12 protein-coding genes, 2 tRNA genes, 3 rRNA genes and 1 pseudogene (1 of these 18 cut by a window edge) are annotated in these 18,654 nt (G+C 58.8%); 11 read left to right on the plus strand and 7 right to left on the minus strand.

All coding sequences use genetic code 11. The annotated features are described in order from the left end of the window. The 8 genes from AB4N42_RS07925 to AB4N42_RS07960 form a co-directional block, all read left to right on the plus strand. Positions 1–157 (plus strand): 16S ribosomal RNA (locus AB4N42_RS07925) (it extends 1,380 nt beyond the left edge of the window). 123 nt (positions 158–280) lie between these two features. Beyond that, positions 281–357: transfer RNA gene (locus tag AB4N42_RS07930), tRNA-Ile, on the plus strand. Positions 358–367: 10 nt separating this feature from the next. Beyond that, positions 368–443, plus strand: a tRNA-Ala gene (locus AB4N42_RS07935). 242 nt (positions 444–685) lie between these two features. Further along, positions 686–3,577 (plus strand): 23S ribosomal RNA (locus AB4N42_RS07940). A gap of 156 nt (positions 3,578–3,733) precedes the next feature. Continuing rightward, positions 3,734–3,849, plus strand: a 5S ribosomal RNA gene (gene rrf / locus AB4N42_RS07945). The 16S, 23S and 5S rRNA genes sit together here with 2 tRNA genes alongside, the layout of an rRNA operon. A 148-nt stretch (positions 3,850–3,997) precedes the next feature. Continuing rightward, positions 3,998–4,657 (plus strand): paraquat-inducible protein A, encoded by a 660-nt coding sequence (locus AB4N42_RS07950; protein WP_217860347.1) that lies wholly within the window; start codon positions 3,998–4,000, stop codon positions 4,655–4,657. Further along, the gene (locus AB4N42_RS07955) at positions 4,644–5,267 is read left to right on the plus strand and encodes a paraquat-inducible protein A (protein ID WP_217860346.1); all 624 of its coding nucleotides are present in this window, start codon (positions 4,644–4,646) and stop codon (positions 5,265–5,267) included. Before AB4N42_RS07950 ends, AB4N42_RS07955 begins: the two co-directional genes overlap by 14 nt. Continuing rightward, positions 5,260–7,563, plus strand: a complete 2,304-nt coding sequence (locus tag AB4N42_RS07960; protein WP_258648286.1) for a PqiB family protein — start codon at positions 5,260–5,262, stop codon at positions 7,561–7,563. The genes AB4N42_RS07955 and AB4N42_RS07960 overlap by 8 nt, the downstream gene beginning before the upstream one ends. A 64-nt stretch (positions 7,564–7,627) precedes the next feature. On the opposite strand, the gene mksF is transcribed toward AB4N42_RS07960, so the two are convergent. Genes mksF through mksB form a run of 3 tightly spaced genes read right to left on the minus strand, consistent with a single transcriptional unit; the run spans position 7,628 to position 12,436 of the window. Further along, positions 7,628–10,468 carry an Mks condensin complex protein MksF gene (mksF, locus tag AB4N42_RS07965; protein ID WP_460116057.1) on the minus strand — a complete coding sequence of 947 codons (2,841 nt, stop codon included), beginning with the start codon at positions 10,466–10,468 and terminating at the stop codon, positions 7,628–7,630. After that, positions 10,465–11,166, minus strand: a complete 702-nt coding sequence (gene mksE / locus AB4N42_RS07970; protein WP_014340217.1) for an Mks condensin complex protein MksE — start codon at positions 11,164–11,166, stop codon at positions 10,465–10,467. The genes mksF and mksE overlap by 4 nt, the downstream gene beginning before the upstream one ends. Further along, positions 11,156–12,436, minus strand: coding sequence for an Mks condensin complex protein MksB (mksB, locus tag AB4N42_RS07975; RefSeq protein ID WP_217860343.1), 1,281 nt, complete (start codon positions 12,434–12,436; stop codon positions 11,156–11,158). Before mksB ends, mksE begins: the two co-directional genes overlap by 11 nt. Positions 12,437–12,617: 181 nt before the next feature. Between mksB and AB4N42_RS07980 the strand changes: the two genes are divergently transcribed. Both AB4N42_RS07980 and rimI read left to right on the plus strand, forming a co-directional pair. Further along, positions 12,618–13,403 carry an energy transducer TonB gene (locus AB4N42_RS07980; protein WP_258648283.1) on the plus strand — a complete coding sequence of 262 codons (786 nt, stop codon included), beginning with the start codon at positions 12,618–12,620 and terminating at the stop codon, positions 13,401–13,403. Then, on the plus strand, positions 13,396–13,848 hold the full coding sequence (rimI, locus tag AB4N42_RS07985) for a ribosomal protein S18-alanine N-acetyltransferase (protein WP_039594544.1): 453 nt from the start codon (positions 13,396–13,398) through the stop codon (positions 13,846–13,848). Before AB4N42_RS07980 ends, rimI begins: the two co-directional genes overlap by 8 nt. 173 nt (positions 13,849–14,021) lie before the next feature. On the opposite strand, the gene AB4N42_RS07990 is transcribed toward rimI, so the two are convergent. After that, the gene (locus AB4N42_RS07990; RefSeq protein ID WP_217860341.1) at positions 14,022–14,426 is read right to left on the minus strand and encodes a serine kinase/phosphatase; all 405 of its coding nucleotides are present in this window, start codon (positions 14,424–14,426) and stop codon (positions 14,022–14,024) included. Between the two features lie 133 nt (positions 14,427–14,559). Between AB4N42_RS07990 and can the strand changes: the two genes are divergently transcribed. Next, the gene (gene can / locus AB4N42_RS07995) at positions 14,560–15,204 is read left to right on the plus strand and encodes a carbonate dehydratase (RefSeq protein WP_181289760.1); all 645 of its coding nucleotides are present in this window, start codon (positions 14,560–14,562) and stop codon (positions 15,202–15,204) included. A gap of 10 nt (positions 15,205–15,214) precedes the next feature. On the opposite strand, the gene AB4N42_RS08000 is transcribed toward can, so the two are convergent. From AB4N42_RS08000 to AB4N42_RS08010, 3 genes and pseudogenes are all read right to left on the minus strand, one after another. After that, positions 15,215–15,742: an SET domain-containing protein gene (locus AB4N42_RS08000; protein WP_217860340.1), complete on the minus strand. Its 528-nt coding sequence runs from the start codon at positions 15,740–15,742 to the stop codon at positions 15,215–15,217. A 176-nt stretch (positions 15,743–15,918) separates the two neighbouring features. Continuing rightward, a complete protein-coding gene (locus AB4N42_RS08005; RefSeq protein ID WP_323155796.1) occupies positions 15,919–17,079 on the minus strand; it encodes a hypothetical protein in 1,161 nt (386 codons plus the stop codon). A 110-nt stretch (positions 17,080–17,189) separates the two neighbouring features. Continuing rightward, positions 17,190–18,609: pseudogene (locus AB4N42_RS08010) on the minus strand (short-chain fatty acid transporter). Positions 18,610–18,654 lie beyond the last annotated feature (45 nt).

The raw sequence follows: 18,654 nt of genomic DNA on the forward strand, positions 1-18,654 counted from the left end.
GGCCTTGTACACACCGCCCGTCACACCATGGGAGTGGGTTGCACCAGAAGTAGCTAGTCTAACCTTCGGGGGGACGGTTACCACGGTGTGATTCATGACTGGGGTGAAGTCGTAACAAGGTAGCCGTAGGGGAACCTGCGGCTGGATCACCTCCTTAATCGACGACCGCAGCTGCTTCATGAGCTCCCACACGAATTGCTTGATTCATTGAAGAAGACGATAGAAGCAGCTTTAAGCTCCAAGCTGATAGCTCACAGCTAACAGTTACAAGCTCGAAATTGGGTCTGTAGCTCAGTTGGTTAGAGCGCACCCCTGATAAGGGTGAGGTCGGCAGTTCGAATCTGCCCAGACCCACCAATTTTGTAATGGGGCCATAGCTCAGCTGGGAGAGCGCCTGCCTTGCACGCAGGAGGTCAGCGGTTCGATCCCGCTTGGCTCCACCATAAACTGCTTCTGAAAGCTTAGAAATGAGCATTCCATCAAGGTGATGGTGAATGTTGATTTCTAGTCTTTTGATTAGATCGTTCTTTAAAAATTTGGGTATGTGATAGAAAGATAGACTGAACGTTACTTTCACTGGTAACGGATCAGGCTAAGGTAAAATTTGTGAGTTCTCTTAGTTGAGAAATTCGAATTTTCGGCGAATGTCGTCTTCACAGTATAACCAGATTGCTTGGGGTTATATGGTCAAGTGAAGAAGCGCATACGGTGGATGCCTTGGCAGTCAGAGGCGATGAAAGACGTGGTAGCCTGCGAAAAGCTTCGGGGAGTCGGCAAACAGACTTTGATCCGGAGATGTCTGAATGGGGGAACCCAGCCATCATAAGATGGTTATCTTGTACTGAATACATAGGTGCAAGAAGCGAACCAGGGGAACTGAAACATCTAAGTACCCTGAGGAAAAGAAATCAACCGAGATTCCCTTAGTAGTGGCGAGCGAACGGGGACTAGCCCTTAAGCTTCTTTGATTTTAGCGGAACGCTCTGGAAAGTGCGGCCATAGTGGGTGATAGCCCTGTACGCGAAAGGATCTTAGAAGTGAAATCGAGTAGGACGGAGCACGAGAAACTTTGTCTGAATATGGGGGGACCATCCTCCAAGGCTAAATACTACTGACTGACCGATAGTGAACTAGTACCGTGAGGGAAAGGCGAAAAGAACCCCGGAGAGGGGAGTGAAATAGATCCTGAAACCGTATGCGTACAAGCAGTGGGAGCCCACTTTGTTGGGTGACTGCGTACCTTTTGTATAATGGGTCAGCGACTTATTTTCAGTGGCGAGCTTAACCGAATAGGGGAGGCGTAGCGAAAGCGAGTCTTAATAGGGCGTCTAGTCGCTGGGAATAGACCCGAAACCGGGCGATCTATCCATGGGCAGGTTGAAGGTTAGGTAACACTGACTGGAGGACCGAACCGACTACCGTTGAAAAGTTAGCGGATGACCTGTGGATCGGAGTGAAAGGCTAATCAAGCTCGGAGATAGCTGGTTCTCCTCGAAAGCTATTTAGGTAGCGCCTCATGTATCACTGTAGGGGGTAGAGCACTGTTTCGGCTAGGGGGTCATCCCGACTTACCAAACCGATGCAAACTCCGAATACCTACAAGTGCCGAGCATGGGAGACACACGGCGGGTGCTAACGTCCGTCGTGAAAAGGGAAACAACCCAGACCGTCAGCTAAGGTCCCAAAGTTATGGTTAAGTGGGAAACGATGTGGGAAGGCTTAGACAGCTAGGAGGTTGGCTTAGAAGCAGCCACCCTTTAAAGAAAGCGTAATAGCTCACTAGTCGAGTCGGCCTGCGCGGAAGATGTAACGGGGCTCAAACCATACACCGAAGCTACGGGTATCACGTAAGTGATGCGGTAGAGGAGCGTTCTGTAAGCCTGTGAAGGTGAGTTGAGAAGCTTGCTGGAGGTATCAGAAGTGCGAATGCTGACATGAGTAACGACAATGGGTGTGAAAAACACCCACGCCGAAAGACCAAGGTTTCCTGCGCAACGTTAATCGACGCAGGGTTAGTCGGTCCCTAAGGCGAGGCTGAAAAGCGTAGTCGATGGAAAACAGGTTAATATTCCTGTACTTCTGGTTATTGCGATGGAGGGACGGAGAAGGCTAGGCCAGCTTGGCGTTGGTTGTCCAAGTTTAAGGTGGTAGGCTGAAATCTTAGGTAAATCCGGGGTTTCAAGGCCGAGAGCTGATGACGAGTTACCCTTTGGGTGACGAAGTGGTTGATGCCATGCTTCCAAGAAAAGCTTCTAAGCTTCAGGTAACCAGGAACCGTACCCCAAACCGACACAGGTGGTTGGGTAGAGAATACCAAGGCGCTTGAGAGAACTCGGGTGAAGGAACTAGGCAAAATGGCACCGTAACTTCGGGAGAAGGTGCGCCGGTGAGGGTGAAGCACTTGCTGCGTAAGCCCACGCCGGTCGAAGATACCAGGCCGCTGCGACTGTTTATTAAAAACACAGCACTCTGCAAACACGAAAGTGGACGTATAGGGTGTGACGCCTGCCCGGTGCCGGAAGGTTAATTGATGGGGTTAGCTAACGCGAAGCTCTTGATCGAAGCCCCGGTAAACGGCGGCCGTAACTATAACGGTCCTAAGGTAGCGAAATTCCTTGTCGGGTAAGTTCCGACCTGCACGAATGGCGTAACGATGGCGGCGCTGTCTCCACCCGAGACTCAGTGAAATTGAAATCGCTGTGAAGATGCAGTGTATCCGCGGCTAGACGGAAAGACCCCGTGAACCTTTACTATAGCTTTGCACTGGACTTTGAATTTGCTTGTGTAGGATAGGTGGGAGGCTTTGAAGCGTGGACGCCAGTCTGCGTGGAGCCATCCTTGAAATACCACCCTGGCAACTTTGAGGTTCTAACTCAGGTCCGTTATCCGGATCGAGGACAGTGTATGGTGGGTAGTTTGACTGGGGCGGTCTCCTCCTAAAGAGTAACGGAGGAGTACGAAGGTGCGCTCAGACCGGTCGGAAATCGGTCGTAGAGTATAAAGGCAAAAGCGCGCTTGACTGCGAGACAGACACGTCGAGCAGGTACGAAAGTAGGTCTTAGTGATCCGGTGGTTCTGTATGGAAGGGCCATCGCTCAACGGATAAAAGGTACTCCGGGGATAACAGGCTGATACCGCCCAAGAGTTCATATCGACGGCGGTGTTTGGCACCTCGATGTCGGCTCATCACATCCTGGGGCTGAAGCCGGTCCCAAGGGTATGGCTGTTCGCCATTTAAAGTGGTACGCGAGCTGGGTTTAGAACGTCGTGAGACAGTTCGGTCCCTATCTGCCGTGGACGTTTGAGATTTGAGAGGGGCTGCTCCTAGTACGAGAGGACCGGAGTGGACGAACCTCTGGTGTTCCGGTTGTCACGCCAGTGGCATTGCCGGGTAGCTATGTTCGGAAAAGATAACCGCTGAAAGCATCTAAGCGGGAAACTTGCCTCAAGATGAGATCTCACTGGGACCTTGAGTCCCCTGAAGGGCCGTCGAAGACTACGACGTTGATAGGCAGGGTGTGTAAGCGCTGTGAGGCGTTGAGCTAACCTGTACTAATTGCCCGTGAGGCTTGACCATATAACACCCAAGCAATCTGTAGACTCGAAAGAGGCCAGATTGCGGTGTGTGAAGACGAGATGAACCGAAAGTTCGAAACTCACCAAACACCGAAAGCTGTCACATACCCAATTTGCTGAAGCGAGGCCGCGAGGCCACGACTCAGTACCCGAATTTCTTGACGACCATAGAGCATTGGAACCACCTGATCCCATCCCGAACTCAGAAGTGAAACGATGCATCGCCGATGGTAGTGTGGGGTTTCCCCATGTGAGAGTAGGTCATCGTCAAGATTAAATTCCGAAACCCCTATCTGCTGACGCAGGTAGGGGTTTTGTTTTGCTCGTTATAAAAGCCTGCGAAAGCTCGTAATAAATTTGCACAGTTATTTTCGAGCTGGAGCACTAGAATAGCCGCACCTAAGTTGAGCCAGAGCGCTTTATGCCCGATTCGTCAGACGTTGATAGGTTGTCAGATCTGCCGCTGGACGATCTGGTCGCGTGTCATGAATGCGATCTGTTGATGCGCAAGCCTAAGCTGGCCCATGGCGAAAGAGCCGAATGCCCTCGCTGTGGATATGAGCTCTACGCTCACCGGCACAATGTAGTGGAGCGCAGTCTCGCTCTGGTTATCGCCGCGCTGCTGTTGTTCATACCGGCAAATTTCCTACCCATCATGCAGCTCAATTTACTCGGGCAATCCTCCCAGGACACCGTTTGGAGCGGCGTGGTCGGTCTGTTCGATACAGGGATGCAGGGCGTAGCGGTGGTGGTTTTCCTCAGCAGCATGGGGATCCCACTGCTTAAGCTGCTCTGCCAGTTGGTTGTGCTGCTGACCATTCGCTGGAACATCGGACGAAGTTACGGCTTGTTGCTGTATCGCATTTATCACCATCTCAGGGACTGGGGGATGCTCGAGGTTTATCTCATGGGCGTGCTGGTTGCCATCGTCAAGCTAGCGGATATGGCGGCGATTACCGTGGGACTGGGCCTGGTGTGTTTTGTCAGCTTGTTGCTGGTTCAGGTCTGGCTGGAGGTGGTGATGTCACCGCATCAGATCTGGCAGGCATTGTCAGGAGGGGATACCCATGCGAGCAATTGATGCAGGCATCCTGATTTGCACGGAGTGTCATGAATTGAATCGACAGGAATCGGGCGCTGATAAACAGACTTGCACCCGTTGCGGTGCCCGAATCCACCCTCGTCGACCAAACAGTCTGATGCGGACCTGGGCGCTATTGATCACGGCAGCGATCGTCTACGTTCCCGCCAATGTCCTGCCGATCATGACGATCAACTCGTTGGGCCAAGGTGCGCCCAGCACCATCATGTCCGGGGTCATCGAACTGGTTCAGCACGGCATGATCCCGATTGCTGCGGTGGTGTTTGTTGCCAGCATTGTTGTGCCCACCTTCAAGCTGGTGGGCATCGCCTTGTTGCTTTTTTCCGTGCAACGTCACCAACCCATGTCCGCGCGCCAGCGCATCCTCATGTACCGTTTTATCGAGTTCATCGGCCGCTGGTCGATGCTGGATATTTTCGTAATCGCCATCCTGGTGGCCGTGGTGAATTTCGGGAGGTTGGCCAGTGTCGAAGCCGGTCTCGGTGCCATCGCATTTGCCAGTGTGGTGATTCTCACGATGATTGCCGCAGTAACTTTTGATCCCCGACTGATTTGGGATAACACGGAGTCGGATGACGACCATGAATGATTTGCCTACCGCTAAAACCCGACCGGCTTCGAACTGGTCGGCCATCTGGGTATTGCCACTGATCGCCTTGATCATCGGCGGCTGGCTCGGCTGGCGGGCTTACAACGATACCGGTATCGAAATCAATGTGCGTTTTGAAAGCGGTGAGGGTATTCAGGTCAACAAGACCGAGGTCGTCTACAAAGGCATGACGGTCGGCAAAGTGAAAGACCTCACGCTCGACGATGAAGGCAACTCGAAGGGCGTCATTGCAACCATCGAGATGAACAAGGATGTCGAGCAATACCTCAAGACCGGCACCCGTTTCTGGCTGGTCAAGCCAAGCGTGAGCCTGGCAGGGATTACCGGACTGGAGACGCTGGTTTCAGGCAACTATGTTGCGATCAGTCCTGGGGAGGGTGAATCGACCCGCAAGTTCAAGGCTTTGGCCGAAGAGCCACCGTTGTCGGACGCCAAACCGGGGTTGCACTTGACGATCAAAGCCGACCGACTGGGCTCGCTGGACCGTGGCAGTCCGGTATTTTACAAGCAGATCCAAGTCGGCCAGGTGAAAAGTTACTCACTGTCCGAAGACCAACGCACTGTAGAGATCAAGGTTTTCATCGAGCCGACCTACGCCAGCCTGGTCCGCAAACACACGCGGTTCTGGAATGCCAGCGGCATCAGCATCGATGCCAACCTGTCGGGGGTCAAGGTACGTAGCGAATCCTTGGCCAGCATCGTCGCCGGGGGTATCGCATTCGCCACGCCGGAGAACCGCAAGGACAGCCCTCCCACCGACCCAAGCCTGCCGTTTCGCCTGTACGAGGATTTCGATGCGGCCGCTGCCGGGATCCGCGTCAAGGTCAAGCTCAGTGACTTCGAAGGGCTGCAGGCTGGCCGTACGCCGGTGATGTACAAGGGCATCCAGGTCGGTAGCTTGAAGACGTTGAAAGTCGATCCTGACCTGGCCAGTGCCAGCGCAGAGCTGACGCTCGATCCGTTGGCCGAAGATTACCTAGTGGCCGGTGCTCAGTTCTGGGTGGTCAAGCCGTCGATTTCCCTGGCGGGTATCACAGGCCTGGAAGCGCTGGTGAAAGGTAACTACATCGCGGTGCGACCCGGCGACAAGGGCGGCGCCCCTCAGCGCGAGTTTGAGGCCAGGGCGAAGGCGCCGCCGCTGGATCTGCGTTCACCCGGGCTGCATCTGGTCTTGTTGACCGAGAATCTCGGTTCGTTGGAGGTCGGCAGTCCTATTCTCTACAAGCAGGTCAAGGTCGGATCGGTGCAGAGCTATCAGTTTTCCCGGAAGAAGAAACAACTGATCATCGGTGTGCATATCGAGAAGGAATATGAGGGATTGGTCAACGGTTCGACGCGATTCTGGAACGCCAGCGGCGTCACGCTCACGGGTGGTTTGACGGGCGGGATCCAGGTCAAGAGCGAATCGCTGCAAAGCTTGATGGCCGGTGGCATCGCTTTCGAAACACCGGAGCCGAACGTGCCGCTGAAAAGGCGCATCCCACGGTTCCGTTTGCATGCGGACCGCGAAGCCGCGCAGCAGAGGGGCACCGTTGTGACGATCAAGGTCGATCGCGCCGACGGGTTGCGCAGCGGTACACCGATCAGGTTCAAGGGATTGGATGTGGGCAAGATTGAAGGCGTGGACCTGAGCGCCGACATGCAGTCGGTGCTGGTCACCGCACGCATCACCGAAGTGCCTGAGCGTATCGCCCGCACCGGGACTCAGTTCTGGGTGGTCAAGCCGGAGTTGGGTTTGATGAAGACCTCGAACCTGGAAACCCTGGTGACCGGCCAGTACATCGAAGTGCAGCCTGCCGTGAAAAACCTCGGGCCGCAGAAAAACTTCGTAGCCTTGGCCGAACCACCCGAGAGTGCCATCCCGGAGGCCGGCTTGAGCTTGGTGTTGAGCGCTGCTCGACGGGGGTCGTTGAAGATTGGCGTGCCAGTGACTTACCGCGAGATTACGGTAGGCAAAGTGACGGGCTACGAGTTGGGCCAGACGGCGGACCGGGTGCTTATCCACATCCTGATAGAACCCAAGTACGCGCCACTGGTGCGTAGCGGTACGCGTTTCTGGAACAGCAGCGGGTTCGGTCTGGATTTCGGACTGTTCAAGGGAGCGACGGTGCGGACCGAGTCGTTGGAGACGCTGATCCAGGGCGGTATTGCTTTTGCGACGCCGGATGGCGAGCGGATGGGTAACCCGGCCAGGCCGGAGCAGACGTTCCCGCTGTTCGACAAGTTCGAAGATGAATGGCTGACCTGGGCGCCGAAGATCAGTCTCGGCAAGTAAGCTTGTTGCAACAAAAAGGCCGCGATCCATTGGATCGCGGCCTTTTCACATCCAGCTAATCACATCACACCGAATCCAGCTCCGGCTCATCGGCCTGTACATTCATCGTAGCTTTCACCGCATCGTGACGACGGATGTACTTCCAGTCCGCTTCATCGATGTAGATGCCGTTCGGGCCGCTGCCGCCTTCCAGGTCGATGGCGACACTGGCGCAGACCTGCGGCTTCACGCTCGCCAGGATCGGCACGAAGCCCAACTGCAGGCTGGTCTCCAATAGTGCCGCCTGGTTCTTCTCGTCGATGTCCGCCGCTTCGTCCAGGTAGTACGGCAGGCGTACGCGGCCGGCCTGTTCGCGGTCCATCAGGTGCAGCAACAAGTACATGTTGGTCAGCGCCTTGATGGTCATGGTGGTGCCGTTGGACGCCGCGCCGTCGATGTCGGTATGAATCACCGGCTGGCCGTTGACCTTGGTGATCTCGAATGCGAGTTCGAACAGGTCCTTGAGGCCGAGCTGGTTGTGGTTCGCCGCCACCAGCCGCGCCAGGTATTCCTTGGCTTCTTCGTTCTTGTTGTCCTGCTCGGCGCTCTGGCTGAGGTCGAATACCGACAGCGTCTCGCCCTCCTCGTACTGGCCGGCGCTGTGGATGATCTGGTCGATGTGCTTGAGCGCTTCCTTGTTCGGCGCCAGGACGATGCGGAAGCTCTGCAGGTTGGACACTTGGCGCTTGTTGATCTCGCGGTTGAACAGCGCCAGTTGATGCTCGAGGCTGTCGTAGTCGCTGCGGATGTTGCGCAGCGTCCGGGCGATGTCGGTCACCGCCGCACGGCGCGCCTTGCCCAAGGTCAGGGCTTCGTCGGTGCGGTGGGCATAGGCGTTGATCAGCAGTTGCAGGCGCCGCTCCATGTCGTCTTCGCTGTCGAACTTGGCCACGCCCTTGAGGCGCACCTGCGCGTACAGCGCCTCGATCTGGCCGTCGACCCGCAACAGGCCTTGCCAACTGTCCTGGTAGTCGTTGAGCAGCGGCAGCAGGTTGTCCATGGAATCGTCGACCGGGTCCATGAACGGGGTGCCAAACGGCAGGTCCGCCGGCAGCAATTGACGACGGCGCAGGGCGTCGTCGAGGGTGCGTTGCTTGGCTTCCATGTCGGCGATCTGCCGGCCCACCAATTGCAACTTGGCGGACAATTGCTGGACGCGCTCGGTGAAGGCATCGCTGGAGCGCTTGAGCTCGTCCTGGGCGGCTTCCATCTGCGCCAGTTGCTCGAGTTTCTCGCCTTCTTCGGCGCTCAAGGTCTGGGTGCGACGGAAATCTTCCAGGGCTTTCTGGGCATCGAGGACCTGCTGGTACAGCGCCTCGGTCTGGGTCTTGCTCGCGGCGCGGTCGGCGGCCACGGCTTGTTGGGTCTTGAGCTGCTTGAGTTCTTTTTCCAGACGCTCTTTCTGGTCACGCAGCGCGGCACGGTCGGCCAAGGCTTGCAGGGCCGGAGGCTCGATGTGGGACAGGTCGATGGACAGGCCCGGCACTTCGAAACGCTCGCCCTTGAAGCCGTCGAGGATCAGCTCCATGGATTTGACCCAGTCGCCATTCTCGTCCAGCGCGATACCGTGCTCGCCCAACGGCAGGCTGAACAGGGCGCTGTTGAACAGGCGCATCAGGCGTTCCACGTCCTGCTGGGAGAATTCTTCCCGCAGACGGGCGTAGCTGTTGTTGTCGGCGTGATCGAGTTGTTGCTTGACCGACTTCAGGCGCTTTTCCAGGTCCCGCAGGCGCTCTTCCAAATCTTCGGCACTGAATTGCCGGGACTGGGCCAAGGCGCCGGCCAATTCGTCGTGGGCGTCCTTGGCGGCAAGCAATGCCTGTTCCAGCACCTTAACGTCATCCACCAGGGCAAAGCGGTTCTTGAGCACCGACAGTTCGCCGATCCAGCGCTGGATGCCGCTGATTTCCCGCTCCAGGCGCATCAGCTCCTGGGTGCCGCCGCGCTGGTCGTTCTGCAGCGAATCCTGCTCGTTGCGGTAGTGCTCGGCCTGGATGGTCAGCTCTTCCTTGCGCGCACTGGCGTAGTCCGACCAAGTGCCCAGCAGCGAGTCGAGCAGCGGCGAGAGGCGATGCAATTTGCCGCGCAGGATATCGCGCTGCTTCACGCCATTGGCCAGGGCTTCCACCAGCGGACCGGCGGCCACCAGGGAGTTGTAGTCCTGCTCCATGCGTCGTACGTCGCGGAAGGCTTCTTCGCACGCGGCGATGTAGTCCACGCTGCCCGAGCGCAGGCTGTGCTCGAACGCATCGAGGAACAGTTGCTTGAGTTTGGCCGCGGTGATTTCCCGCATATGCAGCAGGTTGATGAACAGGGCGCGGAAGGTCTTGAGGCTTTGCTCGCTGGTGGAGCGCAGCGGGATCAGCGTCAGGTCCAGCGGGATCGAGGTGTGACCACCGACCAGCAGGCGGCGCAGTTCATCCGGCTTGAGTTCGTAGGCTTTCAGGCCTTCGCGTTCCAAGTTGGTGAACAGTTCTTTCTGCCGCAGGCAGGTGTCGTCCTTCTGATAATGGGCCAGGTCCAGTTTGCCGGCATAGGCAAAGAACTGGTGACCGAAACCGCCGCCAGGGCCGCGGCCGACCACGCCAATCACGTGCGGGCCATGGGGCAGGGCGACTTCCACGAGGATATAGCTGGTGTCCGAGGCAAAGTAGAAGCGCCGGGATTGTTCAAGGCTGTACTTGCCGAAACTCATGTCAGACATGCGCGCCAGGATCGGGAACTGCAAGGCATTGATCGAGGCGGATTTACCGAGGTTGTTCGCGCCGTACACCGACAGCGGTTCTTCCAGGGGAAACAAACCGAGGCTGTAGCCGGCGGTGTTCAAAAGGGCAAAGCGGCGGATGCCGTAGCGTTCCTTGCTCATGCGTCGGTCTCCTGTTCTTCTGCAATGGCGCGGGCCAGTGCGTCTTCTTCGCTTTCACCTTCAAATTCGCTGAGGTCCAGCGGATCATCGGTCTGCAGCAGTTTTTCGTCGCTGTCTTCATCGATGAGCACTGGCGCCGGCAGCGGCAATACGCTGTGCAGGCTGGCGGCCAGGTCGCGGTCCTGCTGGACTGACAGGCAGACGTCGAGGAAGCGATGCATCGGCGGCAGGAAGCGGTACACGCCGTTTTCTTCGCTGGCAAAACCCAGTTGGGTCATGCGGCGCATGATTTTTTCTTCCAGCTCTTCCTGGGTCTGTACCTCGGCCTGGATGAACAGGTCGCGGTATTTCTCCAGCAGCGAAGGCAGCTCATCGCGGCCCAGGCTGCCGCCGTCGAGCACGGCGATCGGGTCGCGGCCCTGGTCGGCCAGGTGCTCGACCAGGATGAAGGTGAACAGGGCCAGGCGCTGGGCAGTCTTGTTCACCGCGGCGGCGGCCAGGTCCGGCACGAAGTAGTAGAAGCCACGGGTGTCGCACACCAGCTCGAAGCCCAAGGCCTTGAACAGCGTGCGGTACTGGTCCTGGAAGTTCGACAGTTGGGCGTACAGCTCCGGGTCGCGGCGGCTGACGTGATACCCCTTGAACAGCTCGCGGAAGATCGGCGCCAGCTGGGACAGTTCGGATAGATCAAGATGCATGGGGGATGCTCGCAGAATCCTCGGTGGCGGTGTCGCCGGCCGAGAGCAGGGCGAAGGAGCGCAGGCTGACCTGATGCTCGTGAGTATGGTAGTCGCGGCGTTCCAGACGCTCGCGCTTGAAGCGTTTTTCCCGCGACAGGCGCGAGAACCAGTACAGCAATTCGTCGGTGGCGCCGTCCGGTTCCTGCTCCAGCAGCCACGTCATCAAGTCCGGCATCGGCAGGGCGTCTTCGCAACGCTCGACCATCTCGCGCACGGTGCGTGGTGCACGCGGGGCTTCGCCACCCTTGTGAGTCTTGTGGGATTTGGGGAAGCGCGCCGGTTTCGGTTCGAAGCGGGCCAGGGCATAGACGTAGGCTTCAACCTGGCTGGCGCTGCCCAGGAAGGTGCTTTGCGGCCGGGTGAACAGCGGCATGGCCGCTTGTGGCACGGCGTCGATGCCTTTGCGGCGAATGGCGGCCAGGGCCAGGGCGGCGCCACGGGTCACGGCGTTGTGGCGGCGAGCCTCTTCGCGCAGCGGCAGAAGTAGTTCCCGGGCATGGCGCAGGGTCAGCTGGGCGCTGGTCTGCATTTCCAGGATGCGCGCGTGGGTGCGCAGCAACATGTCGTCGTCCACCAGGTGACCGAGGCGCTGCTGTTCGGTGAGCATGCGCAACAGCACATTCTCGACCTTGCGCACGCCTTGCTCGAAGGCGCCGTCGGCGTTCACCAACTGGATCATCGGCTCGACGTATTCGTCCCAGGTCGCCAGCACTTCGGCATAGCGCTGGCGCAGCGGGATCTGCCGGTCGCTGGTCTTGGCCCGTTCGGCGACGGCGACCAACGCCTGTTCGTCGTTGGCGAGTTTCTTGAGGACGTCGCGCACGCGCATGTCCAGCAGGCGCAACTGGCGGGCCAGGTCGTTGCCGTCGCGCACGTCGAAGGCGTCCTGGATGTAGCCGGCCAGGCGCTCGAGGTGGCGCAGGTACGCTTCGATCTCCAGGCACAGGCCCAGGCGGTGTTCGCGGCGCAGGTATGCAAGGAAATCATGGATCTGGGCGTTGAGCTCGAAACGGTTCGGGCTTTTCGCCACCGGCACGAGGATGTCCAGGCGGATCCACACGTCCAGCAGGTTGGTGATGTCCTGGGGCGTGCTGTCCAGTTGTTGGGCGGCCAGCTGTGAACGCAATTCGTTGAGGCTCAGGGTGCCCTGGTCGAAGTGCTCGCACAAAGGTTCCAGCAATGCCCAGTGTTCGGCGAGGGCGCGCAAGACGCGCTTGGGTTCGATCATCGCAATGGCCGTCGGGTTGGCAATTAAAAGCGGCGATTGTACTGCATCGGGCCGGTTGCGATTCACCCCTTGGACGGACTGTCGTCGTGTATTGAACAACTAATGAAGCGACAGGGAAGCGATCCGCGTCGAAGGGCGGTAGAATCGCTGCCACTTTCAGTTATCCACAAGTGGCCGACCCTTGCTTATCGAGTCTCGTCGCCGCGCCTATCTGACCGCCATGCAGGTGGTCAACTGGCTGCCGCGTACCGAATTGCCCTTTGCCGCCCCGTCGCGGCCTGAGCTGTTGGAAGCGCCTGAGCCGGTGGCGATCGCGCCGGCACCAGTGGCGCCTGCGGCCAAGACCGTTGCCGAACCGGTGGCGCCTGTCGCCGAGCGGCCGAAAATCGAAGTTCCGCGTCCGAGCCTGGCCTCGACCCGTACGAATGCCAAACCGGTAGAAGAGGCCGACGAAACGCCGGCCCCGGTCAAGGTTGCCCACGTACCGCCGCCGCGCTTCGCCCTGCAGTTGCTGCGCGCCGGGCGCTGCCTGTTACTGGTGGAATTACCCACAGGTGATCCGTTCCAAAGCCGCGATCCCGCTTACCTGCTGCTCAAGGACATGCTGCGCGCCGCCGGCCTGCCGGACAGCCCGCAGATCATCGGTGAACCGGTGCGCTGGCCGCTGTTGTCACGGGGCACGATGGATCAGGGGCCTGAGGCGGCGCGGGATTTCGTCCAGGGATTCGTTTCGGCGCGGCTCGAAGACGAACCCTGCGTGTGCCTGTGGCTGATCGGCTTGCCGGCGGTGAGGTTTGCCGGCGAGGCGGATGCCGAGGCGTTCAACCGCGAACTGCAGGTCGAAGGCCTGGGCTCGGCCTGGGCGTTGCCCGGGCTGGAACTTTTAATGGAAACGCCACGGCACAAGGCTGACGTCTGGCAAGCCATGCGCCGGCTGATGGCGCGCTGGAAAGAATCGAATGAGTGACGCTGTATCGTTCCGCCCGATGACCGAGGCGGACCTCGACGCTGTGCTGAAGATTGAATATGCAGCCTACAGCCACCCCTGGACCCGGGGGATATTTCTTGATGGGCTGGGCAAATACCAGATCTGGCTGATGTTCGAAGGCGAGCAGCAGGTCGGTCACGGCGTGGTGCAGATCATTCTGGATGAGGCGCACCTGCTCAACATCACGGTCAAACCGGAAAACCAAGGGCGGGGCCTTGGCCTGCGGCTGTTGGAACACCTGATGTCGATCGCCTACAAGGCCGAGGCCCGGGAATGCTTCCTGGAAGTACGCGACAGCAATCGCACGGCGTTTCGGCTTTATGAGCGCTATGGCTTCAACGAGGTTGGACGGCGGCGCGATTATTACCCGGCTGTGGGCGGGCGCGAGGATGCGGTGGTCATGGCGTGTACCTTGGTGGATTAAGTCGACCGGACTGCCGCCATCGCGAGCAAGCTCGCTCCCACAGGGGATTGGCGGCGTTTGTCAGGTTTAAGGTCAACCACAAAACCCGTGTGGGAGCGAGCTTGCTCGCGATGGCGGCGCTACATCCAACATAAATGCAACTGGACGAGCAGGCTCGCCTCCACAGGGTCGAGTCAACGCTTGCCATCGAGCGGATCGATATCGGCCATTTCCGCTTCGTCCAGCCCATCGCCTCCACCAATATCGTTTTCACCAACGACGCTCAGGTCCCAATCGGCCTGTTCATCCTCGCCGGCTTCATGTGCGTCCCGGGCGCCGTCTTCATGGATCAGGGTTTCCGGGCTCATGTCATCGTCGGTCGGCTGGCGGTCATCCATCGAGGCGCCTGTCATACCGGCCTCACGGACACGCTCCTCCGGTAGCAGATGCTCGCGCTCATCTTCCGGCAATTCATCACCGATCCGGGCATCGTATTCGTCATCGTCGAATTCCAGCTCACGCATCGAGCCCATGCGGTCTTCATTGTCATCGATAGGCTCCGGTTGCGTCGCATCGAAGGGACGTCGTGAATCATTCATGGCAATTCCTCATACTGTGGGCCTTACTAAGAGTCGACCGGCTGCGCGGCCAGGAATTCCAATGCGTCGCCGACGTGACCTCGACCGGCGGTCGTCTGTCACAGTTGCGCACTCTCTATCGAGGCTGGACAGCATGAATGAATTACAAGATCTGATTGATAACAACGCACGCTGGGCCGATGCGATCAAGCAGGAGGATCCTGACTTCTTCGCCAAGCTGGCTCGTCAGCAAACCCCCGAATACCTGTGGATCGGCTGTTCCGATGCACGGGTGCCGGCCAACGAAATCGTCGGTATGTTGCCGGGTGATCTGTTCGTGCACCGTAACGTCGCCAACGTGGTGTTGCACACCGACCTGAACTGCCTCTCGGTCATCCAGTACGCGGTGGACGTGCTCAAGGTCAAGCACATCCTGGTGACGGGCCACTACGGCTGCGGCGGCGTACGTGCCTCGATGCAGGATCGCCAGTTGGGCCTGATCGACGGTTGGCTGCGTTCTATTCGCGACCTGTACTACGAACATCGCGATGCGTTGGCCAAGCTGCCCACCGAAGAAGAGCGCGTGGACCGCTTGTGCGAACTCAACGTCATCCAGCAGGTGGCGAACGTCGGCCATACCAGCATCGTGCAGAATGCCTGGCATAGGGGACAAAGCCTGTCGATCCACGGCTGCATCTACGGCATCAAGGATGGACGCTGGAAAAGCCTGGACACGACGATCAGCGGTTTCGAACAACTGCCGCCGCAGTATCGCTTGCGCCCGGTAGACGCACCCTGAACAGGGCGTTTCAGTTGCGATGACAGCGACGCCGCCAGTGCCGAAGGAACTCCATTCCTTGCTCGTTGGGCGATTCGTCATATCCGGTGATCCAGCCGTGACAGTTGGACGAACCACACCGGCAGGCGAATTGCCGATACAGCTTCTGTTCGGTGCTGGCGTAGTCCATCGTCAGGCAATCGCCTTCGCGGATGTCGGTCAGTGACCATAACCACAGTTCGCTCATGTCCAGGAAGACATTCGGGTTGCATGAATGCAGCAGCAGCCCGGCGAAGTGTGGGTCATACATGTGGACATTCGGCAGAATCTGCAAGGTGTGCAGGCGTCGGCGACTGACCAGCAGTCCCGACACCCTGCACATCCGCGTCATGGAGGCGAACTGCTTGCGTGCGACAATTCCGTTGCCGCGCCCATCGTTCGTCTGGTGCACTTCAAAATCGTGCATTGAGGGGTAGCCCTGGTGGCTGCTGAGCTGGGTTTCCAGGTAAACGCAGTCCCGATTCCCTGGGCCAGTGCGATCAGCTTTGAACTGGGTCATGACAGTCCTTGTCGGTGCCAAGCACTCGACTTTTCAGCGCAGGCGTCCTGCCAACGGTCGTTGAGAACGCCGATAGATTCCTCCAAACCGTGGGTTGTTTCTACTGTCAACTCTGACAGGTGCTGTAAGCGCCTCCCCGTGTGAGCGCAGGCTTGCACGGGAGGGCTTGTCAGGGGTTATACGGCTTCTGCGGGCAATGGCATTGGCACTTTCAGCTGTTGCAGTTCCGACTTGACTGGCGGTGTCTCACATTTCTTCTGTGCGTCCGCCTCGCTCAGTTTACGAACCGAGGTGTAGAACAACTCGCAGGTTTTCTCTTTTTGCGTCACCTGCCAGGTTTGCGTGCACTGGTTCAAGAGTGTGCTCGGGTCGGTGCCTGGCTTGCTGCCCATGCCGGCCTGCCAGCAGGCGGCGCTCAAGTCCTGGCCCATCACTTTCAAGCCCGCAGCATCTGCCTTGGCTTCGTCGCCGTCGTAGCTGGCCGGGTCAGCGGCGTACCAGATATAGCTGGGATGGTTGGAACCAAGGACCGGAACCTTGGCGCCCGGAGCCGGCTCGATGGTTGCCAGGCCGAGCACGGCGACGGTCTGGCCGTATTGGGTCTTGATCCAGTCCCGGACGGGCGCGCCGAAGGCCACCATTGGCAACGACGTGCCCTTGGCACCTTGAGTGACTTGCTTGACCATGGTGGTCTGGTAATCGTTGAAGTAACTGTAGAGCCCTGCCAGCGTACTGCCGGCATTGGACGGGGCTGCGATGGGCGCGATGTCGATGATGGTCTGGTAAGCCGGTGTGTTCGGCGCGGCAATACCGTTGGCGGTCAGCAGCGTGGCCCAGCGATCCGTGGTGGCCGATTCCAGGTAATCCTGGGCCTGGGTCAGGGAATAATCCGGCGGGAAGTGCAGCAGTTCGACACTCTTGCGGTTGTCCAGGGCCATGCCCAACGGCAGGAACAGGTACCAGTTGTAGGCCCATTTTTTATCATTGTTGAGTTTGCTGGCGCCGTTGTACGCCAAGTCCCCGGCATCGAGCAGGTTCTTCAGCGGCTGGCCGTAGCTCTTCGGCACGCCGCTGATATTCGCATAGACGGTGCCGTTGTCACTTTTGACGCTGACCTTGGCCGCGTCGTAGCCGTCACGCTGGACGCTTTGCGTCAGGTAATGCTCGACGGTCTGCTCGAGTGTCCAGTTGCGGAAACAAATGACGTTGCAGTTGTTGGGATAAGCGAAGAGACGGGTGACGCGTTCGGTGCTGCCAAGGTTGACGTCGATGTCGGCGGCTTGGGCGGTGGCGCTCAAGGCCAGGGCGGCAAGAGGAAGTGCGGCGAGTTTGAACATGCTCAGATCCTTTTCAGCGTGGGCCCCTCGAAACAGGGTGTATCCATACTGAAACAGACGGAGCCGAAGAAGAAGTGGGCCGATTGAAAAATCGGCCCTTTTTTATGGCTTTATGGCATCACTGGCGGCAGATAACTCAACGTCGTCCCCAATGCCCACAGCAGCGCCAGCACCAGCGGCGTATGCACCAGCAACTGCACGAAGGAAAAGCCGATCAAGTCCCGGGCTTTCAAGCCGAGCACGCCCAACAACGGAAGCATGTAGAACGGGTTGATCAGGTTTGGCAGCGCTTCGGCGGCGTTATAGATCTGCACCGCCCACCCAAGGTGATAGTTGAGATCGTTGGCCACCTGCATCACATAAGGTGCCTCGATGATCCACTTGCCGCCGCCGGAGGGAATGAAAAAGCCCAGCACCGCCGAATAGACGCCCATCAACAAGGCGTAGGTGTCATGGGAGGCAATCTGTACGAAAAAGGTCGAGATATGGTGGGCCAGCGTCTGCGCATCGCTGCCCTTGACCGTGGTCAGCAGCGCGGCGATCGAGCCGTACAGTGGAAACTGGATCAACACGCCCGTGGTGGTCGGCACCGCGCGGGCCACGGCGTCAAGAAAGCTGCGTGGCCGCCAGTGAAGCAAGGCCCCGAGCATGATGAACAAAAAGTTGTAGGTATTGAGTCCGGAAATGGCGCTGATCGCCGGCTTGGTCGAAAACTCATGGAACAGCCAGCCGGCGGCCAGCAGCACCAGCGCAATCGTCAGCAGCGGACTGTGTTCCAGCCATTCCCCGGGTCGGGTTCGCGGTTGCAGCGCCGCGATGCTGAAACTGGGGTCGATCCCGCAGGCAGCGGCGTCACGGGCACTGTTGGGGCCGGGAGCGGTGGCGTAGGCGATGATTACCGAGATCACGATCAGCGCCAGCAGCATCACCCCGGATTGCCAGAGAAAGATCGTCTGGGTAAACGGAATGACGCCGGTAATCGACAGGATCGACGGCGGCAGGCTGGCCGGGTTGGCCTGCAGTTGAGCGGCCGAGGAAGACAACCCCAACGCCCACACCGCTCCCAGGCCCAGATAGGCGGCAGCGCCGCGCGGCACGATAATCCATCTTCAAGTCGGCGCGACGGGCGAGGGCCCGAACCAGCAAGCCGCCGAACACCAGCGACAAGCCCCAGTTGAGCAGCGACGCGATCATGGAAATCAGCGCGACCCAGGCCACGGCGCTGCGGCCATTCTTGGGAATGCGCGCCAGGCGATCGATCAATTTGACGGCCGGTGGCGAGCTGGCGACCACGTAACCGCCGATCACCACGAAGGCCATCTGCATCGTGAACGGGATCAAGCTCCAGAACCCATCGCCGAAGGCCATGGCTGCCGCGGTGGGCGTGGCGCCGATGAGCTGTGTCGCCAGCGCGACCACCAGCACCGCCAGCGCGGCGAACACCCAGGAGTCAGGGAACCAGCGCTCGGCAAAACTGGAACAGCGCAGCGCGAAGCGGGCGGAACGGCTGTCTTCAATGTCGGTGGTCACGGCAATTACCTCGATTTTTTATGGTTATGGGTATCTGGAGCGACG

The organism is Pseudomonas sp. H2_D02 (assembly GCF_054677635.1).